23 protein-coding genes are annotated in these 24960 nt (G+C 35.2%); 16 read left to right on the top strand and 7 right to left on the bottom strand.

Annotation, left to right across the window (positions count from 1 at the left end; translation table 11 throughout):
• Positions 1-13 precede the first annotated feature (13 nt).
• A complete protein-coding gene (locus AQF98_RS10375) occupies positions 14-1222 on the bottom strand; it encodes a serine hydrolase (RefSeq protein ID WP_082434979.1) in 1209 nt (402 codons plus the stop codon).
• 205 nt (positions 1223-1427) lie between these two features.
• Here AQF98_RS10375 and AQF98_RS10370 point away from each other — a divergent pair, with 205 nt between their 5' ends.
• Positions 1428-2540 (top strand): sensor histidine kinase, encoded by a 1113-nt coding sequence (locus tag AQF98_RS10370; RefSeq protein WP_055131862.1) that lies wholly within the window; start codon positions 1428-1430, stop codon positions 2538-2540.
• Positions 2512-3225 carry a LytTR family DNA-binding domain-containing protein gene (locus AQF98_RS10365; RefSeq protein ID WP_055131861.1) on the top strand — a complete coding sequence of 238 codons (714 nt, stop codon included), beginning with the start codon at positions 2512-2514 and terminating at the stop codon, positions 3223-3225. The genes AQF98_RS10370 and AQF98_RS10365 overlap by 29 nt, the downstream gene beginning before the upstream one ends.
• Positions 3226-3838: 613 nt before the next feature.
• On the opposite strand, the gene AQF98_RS10360 is transcribed toward AQF98_RS10365, so the two are convergent.
• Positions 3839-4552 carry a LytTR family DNA-binding domain-containing protein gene (locus tag AQF98_RS10360; RefSeq protein WP_055131860.1) on the bottom strand — a complete coding sequence of 238 codons (714 nt, stop codon included), beginning with the start codon at positions 4550-4552 and terminating at the stop codon, positions 3839-3841.
• Complete coding sequence (locus tag AQF98_RS10355; protein ID WP_152969692.1) at positions 4549-5568, bottom strand: sensor histidine kinase; 1020 nt, start codon at positions 5566-5568, stop codon at positions 4549-4551. The genes AQF98_RS10360 and AQF98_RS10355 overlap by 4 nt, the downstream gene beginning before the upstream one ends.
• Positions 5569-5780: 212 nt before the next feature.
• On the opposite strand from AQF98_RS10355, the gene AQF98_RS10350 reads away from it, so the two are divergent.
• Both AQF98_RS10350 and AQF98_RS10345 read left to right on the top strand, forming a co-directional pair.
• Positions 5781-6581 (top strand): hypothetical protein, encoded by an 801-nt coding sequence (locus AQF98_RS10350; RefSeq protein ID WP_055131858.1) that lies wholly within the window; start codon positions 5781-5783, stop codon positions 6579-6581.
• Between the two features lie 8 nt (positions 6582-6589).
• Entirely contained in the window at positions 6590-7777 is a 1188-nt protein-coding gene (locus AQF98_RS10345) for a hypothetical protein (RefSeq protein ID WP_055131857.1), read from the top strand.
• A gap of 144 nt (positions 7778-7921) precedes the next feature.
• On the opposite strand, the gene AQF98_RS10340 is transcribed toward AQF98_RS10345, so the two are convergent.
• Complete coding sequence (locus AQF98_RS10340; protein WP_055131856.1) at positions 7922-8851, bottom strand: trypsin-like serine protease; 930 nt, start codon at positions 8849-8851, stop codon at positions 7922-7924.
• An 88-nt stretch (positions 8852-8939) separates the two neighbouring features.
• On the opposite strand from AQF98_RS10340, the gene AQF98_RS10335 reads away from it, so the two are divergent.
• The 3 genes from AQF98_RS10335 (at position 8940) to AQF98_RS10325 (ending at position 11698) form a co-directional block, all read left to right on the top strand.
• Positions 8940-10442: a sensor histidine kinase KdpD gene (locus AQF98_RS10335; protein WP_055131855.1), complete on the top strand. Its 1503-nt coding sequence runs from the start codon at positions 8940-8942 to the stop codon at positions 10440-10442.
• Positions 10432-11109 (top strand): response regulator transcription factor, encoded by a 678-nt coding sequence (locus AQF98_RS10330; RefSeq protein ID WP_200911868.1) that lies wholly within the window; start codon positions 10432-10434, stop codon positions 11107-11109. The genes AQF98_RS10335 and AQF98_RS10330 overlap by 11 nt, the downstream gene beginning before the upstream one ends.
• Positions 11110-11320: 211 nt before the next feature.
• On the top strand, positions 11321-11698 hold the full coding sequence (locus tag AQF98_RS10325) for a YchJ family protein (RefSeq protein ID WP_055131854.1): 378 nt from the start codon (positions 11321-11323) through the stop codon (positions 11696-11698).
• Between the two features lie 77 nt (positions 11699-11775).
• Here the strand turns inward: AQF98_RS10325 and AQF98_RS22255 are convergent, their stop codons facing one another.
• On the bottom strand, positions 11776-12351 hold the full coding sequence (locus AQF98_RS22255; protein ID WP_235524207.1) for a hypothetical protein: 576 nt from the start codon (positions 12349-12351) through the stop codon (positions 11776-11778).
• 155 nt (positions 12352-12506) lie between these two features.
• On the opposite strand from AQF98_RS22255, the gene AQF98_RS10315 reads away from it, so the two are divergent.
• The 9 genes from AQF98_RS10315 to AQF98_RS22365 all read left to right on the top strand — a co-directional run bounded on the left by AQF98_RS10315 (position 12507) and on the right by AQF98_RS22365 (position 20985).
• Positions 12507-13139 (top strand): hypothetical protein, encoded by a 633-nt coding sequence (locus AQF98_RS10315; RefSeq protein WP_152969691.1) that lies wholly within the window; start codon positions 12507-12509, stop codon positions 13137-13139.
• A 229-nt stretch (positions 13140-13368) separates the two neighbouring features.
• Positions 13369-15978: a DNA mismatch repair protein MutS gene (gene mutS / locus AQF98_RS10310; RefSeq protein WP_055131852.1), complete on the top strand. Its 2610-nt coding sequence runs from the start codon at positions 13369-13371 to the stop codon at positions 15976-15978.
• Positions 15979-15992: 14 nt separating this feature from the next.
• On the top strand, positions 15993-16760 hold the full coding sequence (locus AQF98_RS10305; protein WP_055131851.1) for a methyltransferase domain-containing protein: 768 nt from the start codon (positions 15993-15995) through the stop codon (positions 16758-16760).
• Between the two features lie 70 nt (positions 16761-16830).
• Entirely contained in the window at positions 16831-17367 is a 537-nt protein-coding gene (locus AQF98_RS10300; protein WP_055131850.1) for a C40 family peptidase, read from the top strand.
• Between the two features lie 4 nt (positions 17368-17371).
• Positions 17372-17920 (top strand): redoxin domain-containing protein, encoded by a 549-nt coding sequence (locus AQF98_RS10295; protein WP_055131849.1) that lies wholly within the window; start codon positions 17372-17374, stop codon positions 17918-17920.
• Positions 17921-17950: 30 nt separating this feature from the next.
• Positions 17951-18424, top strand: a complete 474-nt coding sequence (locus tag AQF98_RS10290; protein ID WP_055132113.1) for a TlpA disulfide reductase family protein — start codon at positions 17951-17953, stop codon at positions 18422-18424.
• Between the two features lie 6 nt (positions 18425-18430).
• Positions 18431-19045: a thioredoxin family protein gene (locus AQF98_RS10285; RefSeq protein ID WP_055131848.1), complete on the top strand. Its 615-nt coding sequence runs from the start codon at positions 18431-18433 to the stop codon at positions 19043-19045.
• Between the two features lie 197 nt (positions 19046-19242).
• The gene (locus AQF98_RS10280) at positions 19243-20775 is read left to right on the top strand and encodes an alpha/beta hydrolase (RefSeq protein WP_055131847.1); all 1533 of its coding nucleotides are present in this window, start codon (positions 19243-19245) and stop codon (positions 20773-20775) included.
• Positions 20776-20862: 87 nt separating this feature from the next.
• Complete coding sequence (locus AQF98_RS22365; protein WP_255352927.1) at positions 20863-20985, top strand: hypothetical protein; 123 nt, start codon at positions 20863-20865, stop codon at positions 20983-20985.
• On the opposite strand, the gene AQF98_RS10275 is transcribed toward AQF98_RS22365, so the two are convergent.
• Entirely contained in the window at positions 20969-22873 is a 1905-nt protein-coding gene (locus AQF98_RS10275; protein WP_055131846.1) for a DUF3857 domain-containing protein, read from the bottom strand. The two genes, AQF98_RS22365 and AQF98_RS10275, sit on opposite strands and share 17 nt — an antisense overlap.
• Complete coding sequence (locus AQF98_RS10270; protein ID WP_055131845.1) at positions 22874-24850, bottom strand: DUF3857 domain-containing protein; 1977 nt, start codon at positions 24848-24850, stop codon at positions 22874-22876.
• Positions 24851-24960: the final 110 nt, after the last annotated feature.

Below are 24960 nucleotides of genomic sequence, written 5' to 3'. Positions count from 1 at the left end.
TTTATTATTTTGGTTAATTTGAAGGGTAAATAGGTTTTGCTATTCTTTTTAGATATTGGCCATATTGGTATAACTCATCGTAGATATCAAAGAATTTAAGTTCCTCCGATTCGCTAAGTGATGTATTTGAAAATAGGATTACCCCAATTTCTTTGTTCAGATCAGTAAGCATAAAGGTTCTCACCCCAGGATCTGATCCATTGTGCCCTATGCGGGTTGCTCCCATTTTTGTAGCCCAAAAAATCCCAGAGTTGAGGTTGTCTAATCTTACATTTTCTGGTTTATTGAGCGCAGTAAATTGAAATTGAAGCATTTCCTTAACGGTTGCTGCCTTTAAAATGCGAGCGTCCTGATATGCTCCATCATTTAATAGAGAGATGAAGAACTTAGCCAAATCATTTACAGAAGTACGAACACCACCATCAGGATAAGTAGTTCCTTCGTATAATGGAATAACCTTCACATTATTTCCTGTTTTACTGTAGAGCTTGGTGTGTTGCTTAACGTTGGTAGTTGCTAAAGACCAGGAAGAATTGATCATTTTTAAAGGACCGAAAATATATTTTTTAGCATACTCAGCTAGTTTTTCGCCTGTTCTCAATTCCACAATATAACCAGCCAAGCCTGCAGCAATATTGGAGTAAGCACGAAAAGTACCGGGTTTTGATGTTAAGAAATTAGCCTCCGAGTAATACTTGCCACCTACTACAAAATAGTCTTTTAAAAACTTGCCTAAATCTTCTGGTTTGCTATCTCCATAAAAATAAGTGCTATCCGCATAAAAGGGAGATCGATCAGCAAGACTGGAGGTATGTGTCGCCAACTGTCTTAGGGTAATTTTTTCATTTGGGAAATTTGGATTGATCACCTTAAAGGGTAAATAGGTATTGATATCTTCATCAAGAGAAACCTGACCCATTTCAACTGCCCGCATTAAACAAACCCCGGTAAAGGTTTTAGAAATAGAGGCTATATTCATAATGGTGTTGGCGGTAAAAGGCTTTTTCTGGATTTCATCGGCATAACCATAACCTTTGCTCCAGGTTATTTTTTTGTCTATAATAATCGCTGCTCCAAGGCCCACTATGCCCAGTGTTTTCATTTTGTTTACGATAATGCTATCTATAGCATTTGTTTTAGGGCTTGCGTTAATTTGGCCCAATGCAATATGGGTATGACCTAAAATTGCTAGAAATAAGGTAAGGATGAATAATTGTTTCATGCGCTATATGTTTTTGCCTCGAAGATGCATCGTAGTGCAATACAAAAAATAAATGCACAGTAAATAGCTCACTAATAACCTTATATAGATTAAAATTGGGTATTAATCTGTTTCGTCAGTAATTTTAACTTATTCAGCTGTTTTTTTACTGTATTCGTCTACAGTGGTGCTTATACAAACAAACGAATGGTATATTTGATATGAAATGTCAATTTTACAAAGGATCATTCGTTACAGTACCATTTATCGGATTTCTAGCCATATCTTGTTTTGGTTAGTGGTATTTATTGTACCTCAATACGAAGAAGGCATGAGCTTTCGGGATATGATGATCGAAAATGCTTTTTGCGTATGTTTCTACATGTTGGCTTGTTATTTTGTGGCTTATTTTATTATTCCCAAGCTACTAAAGGACGACAATTATTTAGTTGTGATCATTTACTTTATCATTGGCAGTTATTTGATTAGCGCATTTTCAAGGATAATGACTGTACATGTGATAGAACCCCTTATACGTAAACCTCCTTTTGTACAAGAGCCTATTTTAGAGATTCTTACAGATGTTAGAAAGCTAATAGTGGTCTATTTTTTGCAGAACTTTTCATTGGCTTGGATTTTTGGTTTTCTTAAACTCGTTAAAGACCAATATTTAGTTAAACAGCGTACCTTATTGTTAGAGAAAGAGAAAACAGAGGCTGAGCTGAACACCTTAAAAGCACAGCTTAATCCTCATTTTTTGTTCAATACACTAAATAATATCTACTCGCTTTCCTTAGTCAACTCGCCCATTACCTCTAAATCTATTGCTGGCTTATCTCAAATTTTAGACCATGTACTGTACCGTTGCAACAATACTTATGTTTCGGTATCTTCAGAAATTACACTAGTTCATAATTATATTGAGCTCGAAAAATTAAGGTATGATGAGCGTTTGGAAGTCAATTTTAAACATAGCATGGATGAAGATGCTGATATTGTACCATTGATTCTTTTATCGATTGTAGAAAATGCCTTTAAACATGGAGCAGGAGAGTTTATTGGTAAACCGATCATTAATATTGACCTTAGGCTCCATGAAAACCAATTTTACTTTAAGGTTTCCAATACTTTTGCACCAAAAGAACAGGAAGGGGTGACGGATAAAATAGGGTTAGAGAACATTAGGAAACAGTTAGAGTTGATCTATTCCAAAAACCACGAGTTAAGTACGGTTATGAATGGAAATACCTTTGTAACTTTATTGACTATCAATCTTAACAGTCAAAAGAATACTAAAACGTTAGCCGTTGATGAAAGTAAGATGTCTTTTATTAGATGATGAACCATTAGCCATTCAGCTGGTTAAAAGTCATTTAGATCAGTTAGAGCTGTTTGAAGTGGTAGCCACCTGTAGCAATGCCATTAAAGCGTTAGAGGTTTTAAGGTCTACAACAATTGACCTGCTATTTTTGGATATCAAAATGCCACAATTAACAGGGATAGATTTTCTAAAAACTCTTAAAAATCCCCCAGCAGTGATTATCACTACTGCTTACAGGGAATTTGCCTTAGATGGCTATGACCTTGATATTATAGATTATCTCTTAAAACCAATTACTTTCGATCGCTTTTTTAAAGCTATAGATCGTTACCTACGTGTAATACAAACCGTAGCACCAACGGCAGCAATTGCATCAGCTAGTACAGAACAGTTTATCTATATCAAAGCAGGAGCTAAATTTCATAAACTGTATGCTGCCGATATTTTATATGTAGAAAGTTTAAAAGATTATGTGATCATTCATTGTACACAGCAAAAGATCAATGCCAAGTACAAGATCAGTGATATGGAAATAGAACTCAAACCTTTCCACTTTTTGCGCATTCACCGCTCATTTATTGTTAATCCTAAAAAGATAACGGCGTTTACCGTAAATGACATAGAAATAGGCACACAAGAAATTCCAATTGGCACCAATTACAAAGAATATGTGTTTAAAACGCTTAAAACACAAAAAACTTGATAGTGGTTTTTCACCATCTTAGACAGCTAAGTTACACCTAAGGTTTAGTTTTTCTATATGCTCAATATACAAATGGTTAATTTAACATGAAGAAATTAAGGAGAATTAAGATTTCAAACAAAGCGTTTGTTGGCGTCCTCGTCAACGATAAGGATATAGATTTATGCTTCGATATACTGAGCATGATAAATATTTAATTTAACATGAAGACATGAAGGAAAATTAAGGTTATACTAAATTTCTTAATGTTTCAAATAAAGCGCTTGTTGGTGTCCTCGCCAACGATAAGGATATGGATTTATGCTTTGGCATACTGAGCATGATAAATATTTAGTTTAACATGAAGACATGAAGGAAAATTAAGGTTTATACTTAATTTCTTAATGTTTCAAATAAAGCGCTTGTTGGCGTCCTCGCCAACGATAAGAAATATAATTTTACCACATAGGCACATAGATCCACATAGGTTCTTAGCTGATAAGTATTTGCTGTTTTTTTTGCTAACTATATAGCTGAAAACAAAAGCTTAATGTCTTAATGTTTCAAAGTTTTTCGCTAATCAGCTACCTAAAAAAATCTTCATACCTTAATGTTTCCACATAAATAAAGCAGCCTAAAATATCCTTTGCTTAATCAATGCCATAAAATGATCTCTAAATTTATCGCTAATTGGAATCTGTTTGTTGCCTATAAAAAGATGATTATCCTGTATCTTATCTAACTGTTTGATATTAACGATATAAGAATTATGTACCCTTACAAAAGGCAGTGTCAATTGTTCTTCAATGTCTTTTAAGCGCTTATACAGCAATAATTGTTCTGTTGGTGTTACCAATCTCACGTATTCCTTTTCGCCCTCAAAGTATAAAATGTCTGCTAGTAATACTTTACTCAGTATTTTGCCAGATTTGACAAAGAAATAAGTATCAGCTATTACTTCCTTTTCAATTGTTGGAGTTGCTTGAGCTTTGTTAAAATAGAATTCTATTTTTTGTATGGCAGCCAAAAAACGTTTTAAGGTAATGGGTTTTAATAGGTAATCAATAGTTTGATAGTTATAGCTCTCTGCAGCATGTTCAGAATAAGCCGTAGTAAAAACGATTTTAACATTGGGTGGCAAAAGTGCAGCGAGTTCAATGCCACTTAACAAGGGCATGTTAATGTCTAAGAAGATAAAATCTACTTCATTCTCTTTTAAAAAAGCAATGGCCTCTAAAGCATTATAACAAGTTGCTAACAAGTTCCAGTTGGTGGTCTGCTTAATGAGTACTTCCAATAAACTCACCGCATTCGGTTCATCATCAATTATGATACAGCTTAAGCTCATGAGATTGGAATTTTAAAGTGGGCCATATAAAAATCTGCAACAGGTCCGGTACGTAACTCAAATCGATCACCATATAAAATGATTAACCGTTTTCTTAAATTTTCAATGCCCAGGCCAGTTTGATCATCAGGAGTATTAAAATAACTGTTTAAGGTTTTAAAAACAAGATAATTTCCTTCTTGAACCAAAGAGATCTTTATAATGTTTTCATTGCTCAGTTTATCAATTCCATGTTTGAAGATGTTCTCTACCAAAGTCATCATTAGCATTGGGGGGATGAGGTAATCTTCCTGGTAATCCTTTGTAAAATTAACAACAATCTGATGCCTGATCCTGATTTTCTCCAATTCGATGTAATTTTCTAAAAAGTTCAATTCTGTAGAAATAGCTACTACTGTTTTCGGGCTTTCATCTAAAAAGTAGCGCATCATCATGGCCAAGCGTTCAATTAGGCCAGCAGTTTTTGGAGCCTCCATATAAGCCTCGTAATAGATGTTGTTTAGCGTATTAAACAAAAAATGGGGCTGTACCTGCGATTTCAATAAATTAAGCTCTGCCCTTGTTTTTTGTAATAAAATCTCTTCCGTTTGCTGTTTAAGTGTAAAATAGGCCAATACAATTCTCAGCATAAAACTGAGCATAAAAATAATTACCCCATTAATGCTCAGATATACCATTCGGTACCATTCGATATGTTGTGGAGCCTTGTCGTTAAAAAAAGTATTGTACACATAACCTATCAAATGCCCCTTGGCAAAACCGCAAAGGGTTAAAAATAGCAGCACAAGTATAACGTAAGTTAGTTTTTGATTACGCTCGTAATAACGTGGAAACAACCAACTGATGTTGCCATATACAATAAGTGCATAAAAACCAGTGGTAATGATGTTAAAGGTAAATGACCAAGCAATGCCATCTACCGTAACCATTGATGAGAAAGAGATTAAAAAAACAGACAGCCAAACCAGCCATTGTAATTGTTTGGTGCTTATTTTTTTGAGGTTGAACAGATCCATTTTTAAAGATACAAAGTTGTGCTGCTTATGGCTATTTTCTTTAAACCATTTGCCTATTATTTTCAATAGATGGTACGGAAATGTAATCAAAAGAATAAAAGCACTTTTGGATACAATGCATTAAAAATAGGGTAGAATTGGTTGAAATCTTTTTACAAATGCTAAAGATAGCTCAATATTTAGCGTATTGATTCACACTTAAACCACCAAACATGAAAAAAATGAACTTGACTTTTGGGCTTTTAATTGGCCTGTTATGCTGTTTATTAACTCCGGCAGCCGCACAAAAAATAGACACTATTAATTTTGGTAAAAACAAGCTCAATACTGGAGCATTAAAGCCTGGTTTAAAGCAGTATATGGTGTACTTTCAAATGACTAAACAACCAAAAAATCTCATGCTTTTTTTATGGTCTAGAGATATTAAAAAAGAAATTAGAAACGGACAAGAGGTGTTTGCTATCAGTCAGCATTGGTACGGTAACGATACTGCAATGTACCGTAAGGTGTATTCTGTAAACAGCGCTAAGGATTTTGCACCTATTTACCACTCAGAGCAAATTGGCAACAAGATCAATGCCTACAATTGGGGAGCAAAACAAATTAAAGGTGCCGATACTGTAGCACAGAATACCAAAAAAGATTTCAAACTGGATTTTGCAATTCCAGCATTTAATTGGAACTTAGACATCGAAACCTTTGAAATGCTACCCCTTGCCGAAGGAAAAATCTTTGCCATTAACTTTTTCGATGCAGGAGCTACAGCGCCAAAATACGTATTGTATAAAGTTGAAAGGAGTGAAGTACTGACCACAAATGACTTGCAAAAGGTAGATTGTTGGATACTCCTTAACGAATCGGAAAACAATGGTAATAAGTTTACCCAACGCTTTTGGGTTAGCAAAAAGAACAAGGAACTTTTAAAAGAAGAAGACACTTTTAAAAATGGTTACCGATACAAAATTAAATTGAATGGTGCGGCACCTAGTTTGCTGCCAAGATTTACAAAATAACCTATTCTATGAAGTACACTGCCTTATTTTTATTCCTCATTGCCCTAACCAATTTAAAAGCCCAAGCACAACAAAAAAAGGAAACTTATCAATTTTCTAATGATATTAACAAGGCAATAGAGAAGGATACCCTAGCCTGGAAATATCAATTGGGGGCAACGGCGTATTCCTTTGGCCAACATTTTACAAAGGCAGCACAAACATGGGATAAAAATGGGGTAGCTGTTCCAAAAATAACAGCGGCAGATAGTACTTACTTTAAAAGTTTTAAGGCACAAAGTGCTTTAAATTATATCATTGATAGATCAAAAAATGAAAGACTGATGATCATTAATGAAGCCCATCATGAAGCTAGGCATAGAGTATTTACTATGGGATTGCTACAAGGGCTTTACAATAATGGATACCGACTGTTAGGTTTAGAGGCCTTAGCAGATAAGCTGATTAATGAACGTAAATTTCCAGTAGTGGAGAGTGGTTTTTATACGCAAGAGCCACAAATGGCCAATTTAATTGCTGAGGCTTTAAAAATTGGTTTTACGGTATTTGGATATGAGGCCAAAGCTGGCAAGAATGGTAAGGAAAGAGAAATAGAACAAGCCAAAAACATTGCTGAGATGATGGCCAAAAATCCAGACGCAAAAGTTTTGATCCATTGTGGTTTTGATCATGTAATTGAAGGTACGCCAGGTAACAAAAGTTGGGAAAAAGCAATGGCTGGTCGTTTAAAGGAATATACAAACATAGATCCTTTTACAATAGATCAAGTGAGCTACAGCCCAAAGGGAGATGTAAAATACAATAGCCCTTACATTAATTTAACCAATGCAATGATGCCTTTAATTATGGTAGCTGCCAATGGAAAGACATTTAATGGGCCAGAGGGTACTGATAGAACAGATTGTAGGGTAATCCATCCTGTTGAGCGATTAATAGCTGGAAGAGCACATTGGTTAAATGAAGGGGTGCAAAGAAAAAGTTATATTATTCCTAAATCTAAAATTAGTGCCTATCCAGCCTTAGTATTGGCCTACAGATTAAAAGAGTACGACAAAAATGGTATTCCTGCAGATATCATTGAGTTAGACAATCAACAGGCAATTGCCAATCTAATTTTGGCCAAGGGCGATTATAAGATCATTATTAAAAATGCCGATTACCAAATTACCAATCAATATCAGCAAGAAATAAAATAAATTTGCTATTGAAGACTAAGATTGAAAAACCCTCAGAGACAATAGTCTTTGAGGGTTTTTAACGGTGTAATAAAGTATATTAAATTAATCATTTAGGACACTATAGTTAGTCGTAAATTAATCAAATTAGATGGTAAAATGGTCTTATTCCTTCATATTGTCCTTTATCCAATCGTTAAAAACAGATAGTCTAGTCCAGCTCATTAACAAACCATAATAGCCATTCTTAAGTATGGTATCAATTCCGGCTTCTGAATTAGCGCAAATGCCCACCAGTTCCCATTTACCTTTTTTAAGTCTGAACATACCACCGCCACTATCGCCGCCATTGCAGGTATATTCTAAAGGTGTGGGTATAGCACTGCCAATTCTGTTAAGTTTTGGGTTAGTAGGTTGGTCAAAATCACAGATGAGTAAAGTAGATTGATCATTTATTTTTTGGCCACCCAAACTATCAATCACATTTTGGCCTGCAATTTTTAAGCTGGCCGAAACCACTTTTTCTGGCTGTTTGCCCTTTCCAGAAACACCTAAGCCAACACCCACAATATTGTAGCCTAATTCATCCTTTTCTTTGTTTAAAATAGCTGGAGCTACATTAATTACTTCCTCATTCAATTCAATAAGTGCCAAATCGTAAGTGCTTTTTTGCCAGTCGTAATCGGTATAAGCTTTAATGTTTTTAGCTTGATAGACCTTACCGCCAACCCGAAACAGAAATTCTTGGAGAGGTGCAATCTTTGCTGCTGTAGTTCTATATACTACCGCTTTTTGTTTGTTAATGATCATGGTATCTGGAGTGGTAGTGTAAGTATATAAGCAATGGGCAGCTGTAAGTATATACCGTTTGCCAATCAATACCGCAGAGCCTACAGCTTTGCCATTTCTAAACAGCTGCCCCACACAATCAAACTGTTTTTGTGCGCCTAGTTTCAGGTATTTTTCTTCGCTTACGTCATCACGCATTATGCCAGCAAATAAAAGCACAAAGGCTACCGTTGTGCCTATCAATAATCCTATTTTTTTCATATCATTTCTTATTTCTTGTTGGGGTAAAACTATAAATACTGCCATTGGCCTAGTACTAATCATTATAAACTAGTGTTAATTAGTGTTAACTTTTTCTGCCAACATTTAAAGTAATTGTTAATTTGTATCAAGCATGAAAAGAAAGATCAATCTTATTATCATTTTAATGACCATTTGCACGGCATTATTGTTGGCCCTACAGTTATATTGGAATGATGAGGTATACCAAAACAATGATCGAATTTTTAGAAGTGATGTGAACGATGCCTTAGAAGAATCAGTAGATAAACTGGCCAACTTACGTAGAGATGAATTTGCCAATCAGTATAAAAAATGGATGGCTGATACTAATCTAGTTGTAATTAGCTGTAGTTATAACAAAAAATCAAAGGAAATGGTATTTAGCCTTAGTGATAAAGACCCAGTGTTAAGGAATGCACGTCCTCCTTCAAGAATAGCATTGAGAGATTTTAAACAACATTTAGATCATATTACTCCTGAGGCTAAAACTATATTTATCAATTCATTTGTAAAAAACTTTGTTTACTACGACCTGAGAGATGCTAAAGTATATTATCATACTACAAAATTGGGCGAATTACTGGGAAAGGCATTTAAAGATGAAAAGCTCGACACCATAAGATTAGGTAAACTTTACCGACAGGCATTAGCCAACAGAGGTATTAAAGAGTTATTTAAGTTCCATACATTCAAATATGAGTTTCATAAATTTGATACCAATAATCCTGATTCAGTAGGTAAAGTATATACTACTCGCCAGTTTAAGTATGGTTTCGGTAATACAATTGCTTTGAATGCATCATTTGCTAATCCTAAACTCATTTATCTACAAAAAATGAAATGGATTTTGTCTAGCTCTTTATTCTTGATTGTGATCACTTTGGGTTGTTTTGTTTATACCATCAAGACTATGCTCACGCAAAAGAAGCTAACCCTGCTAAAAGATGATTTTGTAAACAACATGACCCATGAACTTAAAACACCAGTGGCTACCATTAGCATTGCGGCAGAGGCTATTGATCATTTTAACTTAGATGAAAAAGCCAAAACTGAATACATTTCCATTATCCGCTATCAAGCAGCAAACCTTACCCATTTAATAGACCAGATATTAACCAATTTAGTTAACCAGCAGGCTATTATAGGATTAGGTAAAAAGAAAGTTCTCTTTAATGAACTGCTGCAACTGGTTATACAACAATATCAGCCCCAGTTTTTAACAAGCAATAGTACGTTGAAGCTTAACCTGAGTACAAAAGAAATGTGGATCAATGCAGATCCAATCCATTTGGGTAATACCATAGCTAATTTGTTAGATAATGCCTTGAAATATGGAAATCATCAATCGCAAATTACTATAGATTTACTGCAACAAGAAAATAGTGCAGTATTAAAGATAACTAATATAGGTGATGAGATACCAACAGAGTACTTATCTAAAATATTTGAACCCTTTTTTAGAGTACCTACCGGCAATGTGCACCAGGTTAAAGGGTATGGCCTAGGTTTAAGTTATGTACATGATATTGTTAAACAACATGGTGGATATATTAAGGTTACCAGTATCAATCAATTAACCACGTTTACGCTTCAATTACCATTGTATGATAGCTAATGTATTGTTTTTGGAAGATGAGCCACAATTGGCTAAAATTGTGAGTGAAACCTTGCAGAGTAGGGGTTTTATTGTGAGTCATTTTAGTAATGGTCGATTAGGTTTAGCTGCTTTAAATAGCCAAACATTCGATATTTGCATAGTAGATGTAATGATGCCCTTTATGGATGGCTTTACCTTTACTACTGAACTTAGAAAAACCAATCTGCAATTGCCAGTGTTGTTTCTTACTGCCAGATCGCAAGATAAAGACTTGTTTGAAGGTTATGAGGTGGGAGGGAATGACTACCTAAAGAAGCCTTTTAGTCTCGAAGAGTTGGTGTTAAGGATGAAAGAACTCCTCAAAAGAAACAGCCTCAATTTGTTTACCACCGAAATGGTAAAAATAGGGGCTTTCCAGTTTTTCCCCAATCGACAAGAATTGTTATTTAATGAACAAAAAATTAGGTTATCACATCGAGAAACAGAGCTTCTTTCCTTATTGGTTAAACATCAAAATCAGGTATTAGATAGAAAAGCAACCTTACTTAAATTATGGGGAGATGATAGCTCCTTTCACGCTCGTACCATGGATGTTTTTATCACCAAATTGCGTAAACACCTTCAGGCAGATCCACATATAGAGATCATCAATATTCGGGGCCATGGCTATAAGTTGATTGTTTAAATCTGAGGGCTTCAACATTAAGAAGTTAAAGGCTTATTTTACGAGTATTACCTTTACCATCTAAGCTATCTTAGTTCATCTAAGTAGGTCTAATAAGCCTTTCTTAAGTTGTTGAGCTGGCGAATATGATATAAAATCTTAATGCCTTCATGTTTCAATAGCTCTAACCTTGCTTTTATCATTAAATTAGCAACCGTTTAAATTAATTAAGATGACCGATCCTTGTTTTTGTTGTTCAAACTTAAGTTATGACCATTGTTGCCAGCCTTATCATTTAGGGACGGCCAAGCCCGCTACACCAGAAATTTTGATGCGCTCACGTTACAGTGCCTATGCCTTGCATTTGATCGATTACCTGATACAGACTACCCATCCAAACAAAAGACATTTGTATAAAAAGAATGAAATCGAAAACTGGGCCACCAGTAATCATTGGGTTAAACTAGAGATCTGTAAGGCTAAAAAAGACAAAGTAGAGTTTAAAGCCTATTATCAACAAGGTATACAAGCTTATATGCACCATGAGAACTCTACCTTTAAAAAAGAACAGGGAGTTTGGTATTACCTAGAAGGAAGCTATTTTGATTAGTTAAAAGAGATGCAAACAAAAAGGATAAGCCATTAGACTTATCCTCTCTAGTTTATTGCAAAAATAGATCGGCTAAACTATTTTTTAGCCACAGCTTTTTTCTTTACCGTAGGAGTTTCAGCTGCAACCTCTTTCTTTTTTGTAACCGCTTTGACTTTCTTTACTGCCTCAACAGGTGTTTCGATAACTTCAGTATTCTTTTTAGCGCTTGCTTTTTTAACCTTTGGCTCTGCAACGGCTACTTTTACAATTGTATCCTTTTTAACAGCTGTCTTTTTTACTTTTTCAACCTGAAGCTCAACAACATCAGCGTTTTCTTTTGTAACAGCTGCTTTTTTAACCGCTACTTTTTTAACTTTTTCTGTTGGTGCAACCACAGTTTTAACTTCTTCCTTTATCACCTCGGCTTTTGGTGGATTAGCCTTAATGTATATTTCAGCAAGCTGTTTAAGGTACAGATCTGGTTTTGGCATATTGATTACCGTTCCTGGTTCTTTATCCTGTGCTTGTTTAATGTAAGCAGCTTTAATTTTGCCCCAATCTTTCGAGTACAATTTAATAAACATGCTCACAAAGTCTTCGTCTGTATAATTCTTAGGCAACCTGCCCAATACTGCCTGTATCTTTTCTTCTTTTCTATGTAAAATTGCCATGTCCAAAGATAGACCTTATTTAACATTAATTTAAAATATCACCTAAAATGGCCTTAATAGGTGTTTAAACGCATATTATTCTTGTGTGTTGTCCAAAATAATTACTTACATTGAATGTAATTAACAAAAAATGCACCCTTAAACGACAAATACCTATGTCAACAATTTACGAAATGAAGCACGTCAAGAACCTGACGAACTTCGAAAAATTAGTCTCGCTGGTAAGCAATTATGGTAAAGCTTATAATCCACCAAAACCAGCACTCCAACTCGATAGCTTAAAGGCTATAGCTGTTAATGCGCATGCTGCAATTACAAACCTCAACGAAATTTTTCAGGTGTATAACAATGCTGTCACCATGAGAGAAATTGCATTTGAACCTTTAAATAAGCTGAGGGCACGTTTCTTAAGCCTGCTAAAAACAACAGATGTAAAGAGTAAAACCGTACTTGAATATAACTCACAAGCTCATTACGAAAGTACATTAGAAAGCCTTTCTGAACAGATCAAATTCTTAAAAACAATTCCATTAGAAATTCCAAATCATACCGACCTACAGACAGCAACACTACAAATTCTTTATGACGATCTTCAAGCTAAGCACCAAATGGCCATTAACCAAAGTCTATTGTTTAACAATGCTAGGCTAATTTGTAATGAAGTAATGTACCACAAGGAGTTTGGTTTGGTAACCATTGCAATTCAAACCAAAAACTATATCCAATCGCTGTATAGCGAAAAGAGAACGAATTATCAGCAGGTTTCTGTGTTAGAATTTAATATATAGTACATACGGTATCAACAGCAGTTGAGCTTCAATTCAACTGCTGTTGATTTAGCTAAGACCTCATTAATTTTGTGTATCAAGCAATTAATTAAAAGAAATACAGCTGTGCTAAATTAATCCAAAACTTTACTCACAATTTGTGGATATCAGCCACTCAACAAATTTCAACAAAAACTTCAACCCTAAGCCTCAAGATGCTATATTTACACCTTAGTAATTTAGAAATATTTTGGCCAAAGCAAAGCAGACAGAAACACCATTAATGCAACAATACAACACCATTAAGGCTAAGTACCCGGGTGCGTTATTGTTGTTTAGAGTAGGCGATTTTTACGAAACATTTGGCGAAGACGCAGTAAAAACGGCCAATATATTAGGCATCGTTTTAACTAAAAGAGGGACTGGTCCAAATGGTGCATTAGAATTAGCAGGTTTTCCGCACCATTCCTTAGAAAATTATTTATCTAAACTAGTTAGGGCAGGGCAAAGGGTAGCCATTTGCGATCAGCTGGAAGATCCAAAAATGACCAAAACCATTGTAAAGCGTGGGGTTACAGAATTGGTTACGCCCGGTGTTGCCTACAATGACAATATTTTAAGCCAAAAAGCAAATAATTACCTGGCTGCAGTTTTTTTTGATAAACAAAATATAGGCGTAGCTTTTTGCGATATCTCTACAGGAGAATTTTTAGTTGCCCAAGGCAATGCAGAATATATAGACAAACTTTTGCAAGGTTTCAGACCTACAGAAGTTGTTTTTCAGAAGAGTAAACGTCAAGAATTTTTAAACCTATTTGGCGATAAATTTTATACTTACACACTTGACGATTGGGCATTTACCAACGATTATGCCAATGAAATATTAACCAAACATTTTGAAGTTAACTCTTTAAAAGGGTTTGGGGTAGATAAGCTGCCATCGGGTATTGTGGCGGCTGGTGTAGTGCTTTATTACCTAGGCGAAACCGAACATCGCAACTTACAGCATATTTCTGCTATTTCTCGTTTAGAAGAAGATCGTTACATGTGGTTAGACCGATTTACCATTCGCAACTTAGAATTGGTAAGTACAGCTAACGATGGTGGTGTAACCCTTTTTGAGGTGTTGGATCAAACCTGTACCCCGATGGGTGCCCGAATGTTGCACAAGTGGATTATCATGCCGCTAAAAGAGCTTAAACCGATCCAAGAACGTTTAGGTATGGTAGAATATCTTGTTAACCATGAGGAACTGGTACAGGAGTTTTTAGGGCATATTAAACCTATTGGCGATTTAGAAAGGCTAATTTCTAAAGTTGGTTTACAAAAAGCAGGACCAAGAGAGTTGGTGCAGTTGAAAAGAGCACTAACACATATTGAGGAGGTAAAAGTCCTAGCCGATCAGACCCAGAACCCTTTCTTAACTGTATTGGCCTCACAATTAAATCCTTGCTTAAGTATCAAAGAAAGACTTGAAAGAGAACTACAGCCAGACCCACCTGCCTTATTGATTAAAGGAAATGTGATTGCAGATGGTATTGATGAAGAACTAGACCGTTTGCGCAAAATTGCATTTGGTGGTAAAGAATATTTGGTAGAAATCCAAAAAAGAGAGGCTGCAAATACAGGTATCCCGTCTTTGAAAATATCATTTAACAATGTTTTTGGCTATTATTTAGAAGTTACCCATACCCATAAAGATAAGGTGCCAGAAAGCTGGATTCGTAAACAGACTTTGGTAAGCGCAGAGCGATACATTACGCCAGAGTTGAAAGAATATGAAGAACAGATTTTAGGTGCTGAAGAAAAGATACAGGCCATTGAAGTTCGTTTGTACAATGAGCTCATGTATCAGGTAAGCCATTATATCAAGCCAATTCAGCTCAATGCCTATTTAATTGCGCAATTAGATGTGTTGCTTTGTTTTGCGCAATTGGCTGTTAAAAACCATTATGTAAAACCTCAACTCAATAATAAAAAAGATTTAGATATTAAAGGTGGTCGCCACCCTGTAATAGAAAAACAATTGCCCATTGGACAAGAGTATATTACCAATGATGTCTTTTTAGATAGCGAGAACCAACAGATCATTATCATTACTGGTCCCAATATGTCGGGTAAGTCTGCCATTTTGAGGCAAACGGCCTTAATTGTACTAATGGCACAAATGGGTTGTTTTGTGCCTGCAAAAGCGGTACAGATAGGTTTGGTAGATAAGATTTTTACCAGAGTTGGTGCTTCAGATAACTTATCATCTGGCGAAAGTACATTTATGGTAGAGATGAATGAAACCGCAAGTATTCTCAACAATATTTCAGATCGGAGTTTAATTCTGTTAGATGAAATTGGAAGGGGTACAAGTACCTACGACGGTATTTCTATTGCTTGGGCTATCGCCGAATTTTTGCATGAGCACCCAACGGCCAGGCCAAAAACCTTGTTTGCTACCCATTACCATGAGCTTAACGACTTAGAAAATACCATGGTGCGCATTAAAAACTATAATGTTACCATTAAAGAAGTAGGCAATAAAGTTATTTTCTTGCGTAAATTGGTGCCAGGTGGCAGCGAGCATAGCTTTGGTATCCATGTGGCTAAAATGGCAGGTATGCCAGCCAAATTGATCAATAGGGCCAACGAGATCTTAAAACGGCTGGAGATAGACCGAACAGAAGGCCAGAGCATTAAAGACAGTATTAAAAAAGTACAGAACCAAGCTTACCAGTTGCAGATGTTTGCTGTAGATGATCCTGTTTTAGTTAAAATTAGAGATACGCTCAATAATTTAGATGTAAATACGCTAACGCCAGTAGAAGCGTTGTTAAAGTTAGACGAAATACAAAGACTAATTAAAACATAAGTTCAGATTAAATTATGGCATGGAACCCAGATCAATACAATCAATTTAAAACAGAAAGATTTGCTCCATTCTACGATCTGTTACAATTGATCGATGTAGGTGCAGACCTTGATGTAATTGATTTGGGCTGTGGAACTGGAGAATTGACCAGTAAGCTAGCCGAAATATTGCCCAATGCAAATGTGTTGGGAGTCGATTCGTCAGCAGAAATGCTGGCTCAATCTGCCACATTTGTTAAGCCACACCTCAAATTTGAACAACGGACTATCGAAGCACAATTAAACACAGGTCAAAAATGGGATCTTGTGTTTTCAAATGCTGCATTGCAATGGGTTGATGATCATGAAGCGCTCTTACCCAAAGTTATTGCCTCAATTAAGGCAGGTGGACAATTGATTGTTCAAATTCCTTCGCAAAATGAAAACCTGTTGAACAAAATGCTCAATACCCTTGTTGCAGAAGAACCTTATTGTACTGCGTTGGTTAATTGGAGCAGAACCTCGCCAGTTTTAACTACAGATACCTATGCTCAAATTGTATTTGAAAATGGAGGAAAGGAAATCAACATCTACGAAAAGATTTACCCACTTGTAGTAGCCAATCCAGAAGAGCTTTTCAATTGGATTGCAGGTACGGCAATGATCCCATATATAGAAAAATTGAATGGACAGGTTAAGGAAAATTTTGTGGCCGAGTTTAAGAAAAGGATCAACGAGCGCTTTGTAAAAACTCCAATCTTGTATCCATTTAAAAGAATAATTATAGCTGCAAAATTTGAATAAACGCATAAATATATTCTGGTTTGTGATAACACGAACCAGAATGATGATATCAAAACATAATTTATAGCTCATGATTAAAAACTACAACCCAATAAAAGCATTTAATTTTTTGAGACCCAAAAGATCATTTACTTGGGTAATTTTGGTTTTTGTGCTTATCTTGGCTTCTTGTAGTTCGAGAAAACATGTAGTTAAAACCGATACCAAAGCCGCTAAGGCCGCAGAGGTAATGGCCAATTTAAGAAGCAAAGAACTGTACCGTTTCATTACCGATTGGACAGGCGTGAGGTACAAATTGGGTGGTTTAGATAAGAGTGGAATAGATTGCTCAGGTTTTGCACTATTGTTAGAAAAGAATATTTATGGCTTAAGCATGCCCAGAAGATCCAAAGATCAGGCAGATGCCATTAGAAAGAAAAATATAAACAATTTAGAAGAAGGCGATTTGATCTTTTTCTCTTTTGGAGGCAATGAAGTAGACCATGTTGGCGTTTACTTGAATAATGATTTTTTTGTACACGCATCAACTACCAGAGGGGTAATAGTTGATGATCTGACTTTACCTGTTTATCAGAAAGCTATTGTAAAAACAGGAACTTTAAAATAAAACTATGCGTAAAATAATTGTCACTCTCTGTCTATTGGTTGTTGCAACCGCTACTTTACATGCACAAAAAGTATATAAAGTAGGTGAAATACTGCCTAATATTGCTTTAAAGAGCACAAAAGGCACTATTTATGATTTAAAAGCCCAAAAAGGCCCAAAAGGTTTTATTGTGGTTTTTATGACCCCAACCTGCGATCATTGTATTGCCTACGAAAGTAGAATTATGGCCTTAGATAAAAAATACAGAGCCAAAGGTTATCCAATAGTTGCTATAGGCCCATATGGCGATGATCCGGTTAAATATCCACTAGATGCCATGCCTGAAATGAAAAAATTGGCCACTACCAAAGGCTTTACTTTCCCATACCTATCAGACGAAGGTTTTAAATATACTTGGATGTTGAACATTACCCTTACACCAACAGCTGTGGTATTACAGAAAAAAGCAAATGGTTTCTTGATCAAATACATCGGTAAAATTGACGATGAACCAAACCCAAAGAAATTGCCTAAAAATAAATTTGTAGAGCAAGAGGTTGATAAATTGTTATAATCTAGATTTTCGGTTTTGATTAAATTTAAAGTGAAATATCTTGTAACCTTATTGTTGTTATTGGCGGGTTTTGTTGCAAATGCTCAAGTTAAATTGTTAACTTTAAGTCAATTAGAAAGCAGGGTGGCTAAAGGAAAAGACACCACTTACGTTATTAATTTTTGGGCAACATGGTGTGGGCCATGTGTTGAAGAACTTCCAAATTTTGAAGAGATCACTAAAAAAAGTGCCAACAAACCTTTAAAGGTAATATTGGTAAGCATGGATTTTAAATCTAAATTGAACTCGGCAGTTATTCCATTTGTTCAGAAAAACAAAATTAAATCGGAAGTGTATGTCATCAACGAGCCAGACCAACAAGCCTTTATAGAAAAGGTAGATAGCAAATGGTCTGGAGCAATACCTGCAACGCTTTTTGTAAATACAAAGCTTAAGATTAGGCAATTCTACGAAAAGGAATTTACAGTACAAGAATTGACAAAAACTATAGAAACCTTAAAGTAAAAAATTATGAAAACATTTTTATTCGCTTGTCTGCTAGCGTTAAGCGTTACAGCAAAAGCTCAAAATGGTTATCAGGTTGGAGATGTGGCTTCAGATTTCAATTTAAAAAATGTAGATGGCAAAAATGTCTCTTTGGCTTCTTATACCAATGCCAAAGGATACATTGTAGTGTTTACTTGTAATACTTGCCCAGTGTCAAAAGCTTATCAAGATAGGGTAGAAGCCTTAAACAAATCCTATGCAGCCAAAGGGTACCCTGTAATTGCCATTAATACCAATGATCCAGTTACTTCTCCAGGCGATAGTTATGCTAAAATGCAAGAACGTGCCAAAGAGAAAAGCTTCAGTTATGCCTATTTAGAAGATCCAAACCATGTGTATACCAAGAAATTTGGTGCCAATAAAACACCACATGTTTTTGTATTGCAGAAAACAGCTAAAGGTAATGAAGTGGCTTATATTGGAGCTATAGATAACGATCAAGAAGAGGTAAATGCTTCAAGAACAATGTATGTTCAAAGTGCCGTTAATGCTTTGTTAGAAGGCAAAAAACCAGCTATAACCAGTACAAAAGCAATTGGATGTAGCATTAAATGGAAAAAAGAAGCTGCTAGCAAGTAAGATTAGCCAAAATATTCAGAACCACCTCAGTAACTAATAAACCAAGTTGCTCAGGTGGTTTTTTAATGCAATTTATAGTCAGTATGTCCAAATATTTTAAAAAAGCGAGCAATGCTTAAAAGAAATCTGGTCAATTTGGAAGCTGCTGATAAGTTTGTATATTTAAAAGTGTTACACAAAAATGGAATGTTAATGCGATGAAAATTGACAATAATAGAATAGACCCGCAAAAAATAAAATATCACCATTTCCTAAAGGTATTCCTTTTATTTTTTATACCATTCTCAGTAGCTGCGCAAACTAACCCTCCGGCAAATGGTGCATTAGCACTTTTTATACAGCAACAAAAAATTGTCAATCGTTCTTTTAACACCTATTTCAATACTAATCTTGCAAAATTATATGGAGCTAATGAAAGCACTTTTATACAAAAGATAGACTCGCTTCGCAATACCTTTATTCTTCCACTCGATAGTCTTAAACAAGCTAATAAAGACATCGAAGCCTCTTTTTTTGAAGAACAATATACAGACCTTAACTATACCTTTGATAAATTTATACTTGATTATGTACCTGTACATAAACGGATTACAGGACAGATAGTAACATTAAGTAAGCCTATACAAGTTCGGCTTCAAAAAATAGAGGTTAACAATCCTGAAAGCTTAAAGTATGATGCATTTCGTAAATATTTGAATTCAATTTTACAGCAGAGTATTGATGCAGAACTGTTAAAAAATAAAAAAGTTTACCAAAATAGCAACAATAAACGCTTAGATGCAGGCATGGTAACAGTGACACAGCTGTTCAAAAATCCAATTGTTCAAAACCAAATGTTATATGAGTTATTAGCTTATCATATAGATAATTATGGTGTAAAAGATATCAGTCGCCAATTGGCTGTTTTTAAACAAAAAAATAACAATGATAGGTTAGGTGCCAAAATAGATAGCGCTTACCAAGAAGGAATTACAGATCGTAAATCACATTTGGTTGTAGTTTATAAGAAAGTAGAAGGCTATGCACTAGATGCTCATATTTTTAAACCGAAAGATGGTAAAAAAGTACATCCTGCAATTGTTTTCTTTCATGGAGGTGGTTGGAGTGAAGGAAAACCAGATTGGTTTTTCTATACCTGTCAGGAGTATGCAGCAAAAGGATGGGTAGCAATAGCTATAGAATATCGTTTACGCGATCGCCATGGTAATTTACCACCTCAAGCCATTGCTGATGGTAAATCGGCAATCCGTTACCTGCGTATCAATTCGAAACGTTTAGAAATAGATCCCAATCATATTGTAGCTTCTGGAAATTCGGCTGGTGCAAATTTGGCATTGGCACTTGCAGTTATCGATACCCTTGATAATAAAAAGGAAGATTTACGGGTTAGTTCTGTGCCCAATTCGGTAATGCTTAATAGTGTAGCTACCGATTTTACCCAAGGTGATTTTTGGCAACAGTATTATACTGATTCAAAATTTTTAGAAAGAATTTCACCACTTCACCAGATTAGAAAGAACCTGCCTCCAATACTTATCATTAGTGGCAATAGAGATAATAATGTGCCTGTGCAACCTACAATTGCATTTGCAGAAAAAATGAAAGCTATTGGAAACGATTGTGAGATACATATATTAGATGGTGCAGGTCATTTTCTTTGGTACGACAGAAGATTTGGTAAACAAGTACAAGAATACCGTTCGGGCTTTTTAAAAAGGTTAGGATATTAGTTGTTGAATAGCTTTTTTGGCTATTCAACAGTGGTCAATTCCAAACAAAATCCTTAGTTTTGTGGCAAATTCAACCACTGAGTTTTTATGGCTAAACCTAAACAAGATTACTCTTTCTGGACCAAATACAAACGTTTTGCCACCACCGAAATCCTCATGTATTTGATCATGATTATCGGTATTACACTTGGTATTATTTTTTTAAGTTAAGGATCAGTTTCTGATGATCAGCAGAATTTACGTCTGCAATGAATTTACTGTATACCGCATAACTCTCTGCTTTAAATGTACCATCATTCAGTATAAACTTTCTGGTATAGCTTAATTTTTTACCCTCTAGCTTTGCTGTTGCAACATAAGATCCATACTCACAATTGATCACTTTTTCATAAGGCTCAATGGCGCCATTAAAATAATCTGGCAATAGATATATAATGGTATCTACATCTGTATACCCTCTATTGATATAAACTGGCATCATTCTATTCTTAACTTCAGGTATGGTACGTTGCACATTGAAGGGGTTAAGGGGTAAAAATATTTTATCGTTGTTTAACGCACCATAGTTTTTAATGTTTAACGCTAAGGTTTCAATCAACTCTGGTTCAATATTCTTCTTTTGGATGTAGTCTATTTTGTCGAAGTTGATATTGTCAATGGCATAAGCCTCCTTTAGCATTTTTTCCTGTTCAAGCAACGGTTTGCCAATAATGTGCTCATGGTTGTCATATTGTGAACCAGAAAATACGGTTTTCACGGTACCTGTTATATTACCTTGATCTGTAAGTGTCAAATCGGCTTGGCGTACCTGTAAGTTATTTTGTACAGTTAGTTTCGGTGTTCTTAAAAGTTTACCGCCTTCTGGGGTGCATGCCAATACATAACGATCGTCTGTAAAGTCGCTTAAAAAGCCAAAAGGGATTTTCTGACTAGTACATTCTAACCAAGTGGTATCACCTTTAAGGGGCATGCATAAAATAATGTGGTTCCCTTGGTTCATACTGGCATAAGTAGGATCTAAACTCTTTTTTTCACTTCCAGCTTGTACTACACAATAGTAAGATTCGATGCCTACAACAGCTAAAAGACTCTGCATATAATTAACCAATGCTTTACAGTCGCCATAGCCCAAACGGTCAACCTCTGCAGCCGCAAAAGGCTGAAAACCACCAATACCTATTTGCACACTAATGTATCTTGTTTTGGTTTGTAGGCATTCATAAATCTTTTTGGCTTTTTCTTTGTCTGTTGGGATGTCCTTTACCAATGCTTTAATCGTTTCAACAGTTGCTGCTGGTAACACATTTCTACCTTTTAATAAATTTTCATAGTACCATTTGCCCAACTCTTGCCAATTGGTATAGGCTCCTTTATAGTTGTAATAAGTAAATTGTTCTGGAGCAATTTTAATGCTGGGTTGGTAGCTTTCCTTGTCTGGACTAAATGGTTCATCTTTTTGACTAGTTAAATTACTTACTTTCCAAACTAATGATTTTTGTTTGTCATTTACCTGTTCTTCTGCCTTGTTGTTGATGTTTTGTGCCTTAATTCTAAACTGATCAGTAGGCTTGCAAACAAAGGTGTAACTGCTTTTTTCTACAGAAACATCGTTAGCAGGTTTAGGTGTCCAATTCGGAATAATTAGATTTTGCTTAAATCGAATGGTATAATTGTAAACAATGGTGTAGGGATAAACATTCAGGTTTGGTAGGTAGTGTTTAATCCTATTGTCTTCAAATAAAGAAAAATCATGTACTGCACTTTCGTCTTTAAAAGCACTTTCATTAAATTTTCCCATTAATTTGCCAACCTCATTATAAATTTCGCCTGTTACATTTTTAATGGTGGTGTTTTTATCGTAAAATAAAACCAAACGGGCATTGTCTTCTCCATTTTTGTTCAAAATGGTAATGGCCTGTTTAACGGTATATTGTACATTGTTTGGCGCTAACATGTTTACATAGGTTTCTTCGTTACGTATAACTGCATTAGCTCTATTGCGAAGTGTGGCAGGTATCAAGTCTGCATCGTAATTGTCTTGTGCAATACATGGAGTTAAACCAAAGAAACAAAGGATAAGGGTAACTGCTAATTTCATTTATTTTGTCTTTTTTAATAAAAGATCTTTCTTTTGGTTTTGGATAATGCGACTATAAAATTCTTTTAATGAGAGGTAGTGATCTGCAGGATAAATGGCATTGCTGAACTGTAAAACCTGATTAACCGCAATTTTATTATCCAATAAACTGGTCTGTAGCAAATACCTTCCACCATTTTCAGGTAAGGCTATGGCCATATCTTTAGGTTTCTCTATCAATTCGTATGCTTCAGGTAGCGTTACGCTAATGTTAATTCGTTCATCAGATGCAGCGCCTAGATCTATTGGATAGGTTCTGTCATTCAAGTTGAATGGGTTTTTTGCTATCCTATTAATGAAAAATGGATTGAAATATACCTGATCCATTACTTTTCCATCAAATACTGTAAATTCTACGTCATACCTCTCAGTCAAAGTATTCTCCACACTGTCAATATTTAAAATCTCATGTTTTACAATACTTAGCTTGGGCATCTGCTCATCTAATTTTTCTACAAACTCATCAATAGAATTGTATTTTTTGATTTCCTTTCTTCTATTAAAGGCAGCATAACCAAGTGTATAGGTAGTAATGGTACCTTTAATTTTTCCATCGGTAGTTAAGGCACCAGATAAGATATAATTGGTTACATTTTTTTGGTCGGCTTTGAGATCTATCCAGTAAGAAGGTTTTTTAAGGTTAATTACCCTTCCTTGATCGTTAATGCAACGTAGTGGCAATAATCCAAAAGGTAATAAAGGTTCAGTAGCATCAAGCAAATAACTTTTGTTTGCAATGTTTACCTTGGCCACAATGTAGTTAAAGTCCGACATTACTGGATAGAGCTTATTTACCGTTCCATTTTCTCTGGTTGATAAAATTACGGCCTCTGCATCTAAACCGGCAGCAGATAGTGCTGCAATTAAGCTTAGGTTAATGTCTGCTACATTGCCAGAACGCATTTCTACTACATCTTTAATGTTTTCTTCACTATATTTTCCATAGTAGTTGTTCCATTTGATCTGTTTTTTAATATAGTTGTAAATCGCTTTGGCTTTACTCAGCTCGTCGGTAGCATTTTTAAGTACATTGGGTAAAATATCCTTAAAAACATCTTTACGTTTCATCTGTCCACCAATATTTTTAGCTGTAGTTAATTCAAAGTCTACATCTTTCCAGGTTTTGGTATAGCTCTGTCTACTGCCGTTGAGGTTTTGTACATCAGAAAGTTCAAAATAGATAGCAGATCTGAAGTTGCTCGCAGCCGTCATGTAATCCTCTTCCAAAAACGCTGGAATATTTTTCATGATGTAAGTGATTTTAGAACAATCGATAGCGTTTCCGGCAATACGTAAACATTCTTTAAACAGTTCAGTTTTTTGATCGGTTAGTTTATAGGGTCCACGTAACGATACATTATAGTTGTATATGGCTGGTATGTTAACTTGGTATTCGCTATAAACTTTAGGAATGTTGCTCTGAAAATCCCAAGTTTTAAAATTAAACAGGTTAGGAGATTGCAATTCATAAACATACTCTATAACTGAACCTTCTTTAATGTTGGGCAAAGTAAACTTGGTCAATAAAGTGTATTTGGATCTATCTTCGGTAAAAACCGCTTTTTTATCTAAAGGGGTTTCTACAAAAACACCATTATTATAATTAAAGGTTGATGCTTTTGTAATTTTGATCATTTCCCTGTTGCGTTCATCTTTATATGTAGGGATTACAATATTAGAATGGTTAAAACCGTCTTTATTAAAAATTTTAATCCGAACATGATATTCGAAGTGTATTTCAGGTCTGCCATCGCTCTCATTGATTTGGATAGACGTTCTTCCAAACTCTTTAAGTACCACTGCATTGGCGTTGCTATCTAAAGTGTTTTTTTTGAATTGATAATCGCTTTCGGTAAGGCCACCGAAATTAAAGTCTTGAGCAACGGCCGTAAAATGGACAATAAAACAGAGTGTAATTAGTGATAAAAATTTTTTCATGGTTAGATTTAATGTAAATTGCAATTTAAAATTTAGAAATTAATTGAAAACTAAATTTTAAATTAATAGTATTGTTTTACAAAACTAACCAAACCTTTTTAGCATTTTTG

The sequence above is a fragment of the Pedobacter sp. Hv1 genome, assembly GCF_001412215.1.
Taxonomy (GTDB): domain Bacteria; phylum Bacteroidota; class Bacteroidia; order Sphingobacteriales; family Sphingobacteriaceae; genus Pedobacter.
This window is presented reverse-complemented; position numbering and strand designations above follow the sequence as displayed.

Excerpts from the sequence above, each read along its gene's own strand:
- AQF98_RS10335 (WP_055131855.1), top strand. The coding sequence starts at position 8,940 with ATGAAAAGAAAGATCAATCTTATTATCATTTTAATGACCATTTGCACG.
- AQF98_RS10360 (WP_055131860.1), bottom strand. The coding sequence starts at position 4,552 with ATGAGCTTAAGCTGTATCATAATTGATGATGAACCGAATGCGGTGAGT.
- AQF98_RS10340 (WP_055131856.1), bottom strand. The coding sequence starts at position 8,851 with ATGGCAGTATTTATAGTTTTACCCCAACAAGAAATAAGAAATGATATG.
- AQF98_RS10305 (WP_055131851.1), top strand. The coding sequence starts at position 15,993 with ATGGCATGGAACCCAGATCAATACAATCAATTTAAAACAGAAAGATTT.
- AQF98_RS10285 (WP_055131848.1), top strand. The coding sequence starts at position 18,431 with ATGAAAACATTTTTATTCGCTTGTCTGCTAGCGTTAAGCGTTACAGCA.
- AQF98_RS10350 (WP_055131858.1), top strand. The coding sequence starts at position 5,781 with ATGAAAAAAATGAACTTGACTTTTGGGCTTTTAATTGGCCTGTTATGC.
- AQF98_RS10275 (WP_055131846.1), bottom strand. The coding sequence starts at position 22,873 with ATGAAATTAGCAGTTACCCTTATCCTTTGTTTCTTTGGTTTAACTCCA.
- AQF98_RS10270 (WP_055131845.1), bottom strand. The coding sequence starts at position 24,850 with ATGAAAAAATTTTTATCACTAATTACACTCTGTTTTATTGTCCATTTT.
- AQF98_RS10345 (WP_055131857.1), top strand. The coding sequence starts at position 6,590 with ATGAAGTACACTGCCTTATTTTTATTCCTCATTGCCCTAACCAATTTA.
- AQF98_RS10280 (WP_055131847.1), top strand. The coding sequence starts at position 19,243 with ATGAAAATTGACAATAATAGAATAGACCCGCAAAAAATAAAATATCAC.
- AQF98_RS10370 (WP_055131862.1), top strand. The coding sequence starts at position 1,428 with ATGTCAATTTTACAAAGGATCATTCGTTACAGTACCATTTATCGGATT.
- AQF98_RS10375 (WP_082434979.1), bottom strand. The coding sequence starts at position 1,222 with ATGAAACAATTATTCATCCTTACCTTATTTCTAGCAATTTTAGGTCAT.
- AQF98_RS22255 (WP_235524207.1), bottom strand. The coding sequence starts at position 12,351 with ATGGCAATTTTACATAGAAAAGAAGAAAAGATACAGGCAGTATTGGGC.
- AQF98_RS10295 (WP_055131849.1), top strand. The coding sequence starts at position 17,372 with ATGCGTAAAATAATTGTCACTCTCTGTCTATTGGTTGTTGCAACCGCT.
- AQF98_RS22365 (WP_255352927.1), top strand. The coding sequence starts at position 20,863 with ATGGCTAAACCTAAACAAGATTACTCTTTCTGGACCAAATACAAACGT.
- AQF98_RS10300 (WP_055131850.1), top strand. The coding sequence starts at position 16,831 with ATGATTAAAAACTACAACCCAATAAAAGCATTTAATTTTTTGAGACCC.
- AQF98_RS10330 (WP_200911868.1), top strand. The coding sequence starts at position 10,432 with ATGATAGCTAATGTATTGTTTTTGGAAGATGAGCCACAATTGGCTAAA.
- AQF98_RS10315 (WP_152969691.1), top strand. The coding sequence starts at position 12,507 with ATGTCAACAATTTACGAAATGAAGCACGTCAAGAACCTGACGAACTTC.
- AQF98_RS10365 (WP_055131861.1), top strand. The coding sequence starts at position 2,512 with ATGAAAGTAAGATGTCTTTTATTAGATGATGAACCATTAGCCATTCAG.
- AQF98_RS10325 (WP_055131854.1), top strand. The coding sequence starts at position 11,321 with ATGACCGATCCTTGTTTTTGTTGTTCAAACTTAAGTTATGACCATTGT.
- AQF98_RS10355 (WP_152969692.1), bottom strand. The coding sequence starts at position 5,568 with ATGGATCTGTTCAACCTCAAAAAAATAAGCACCAAACAATTACAATGG.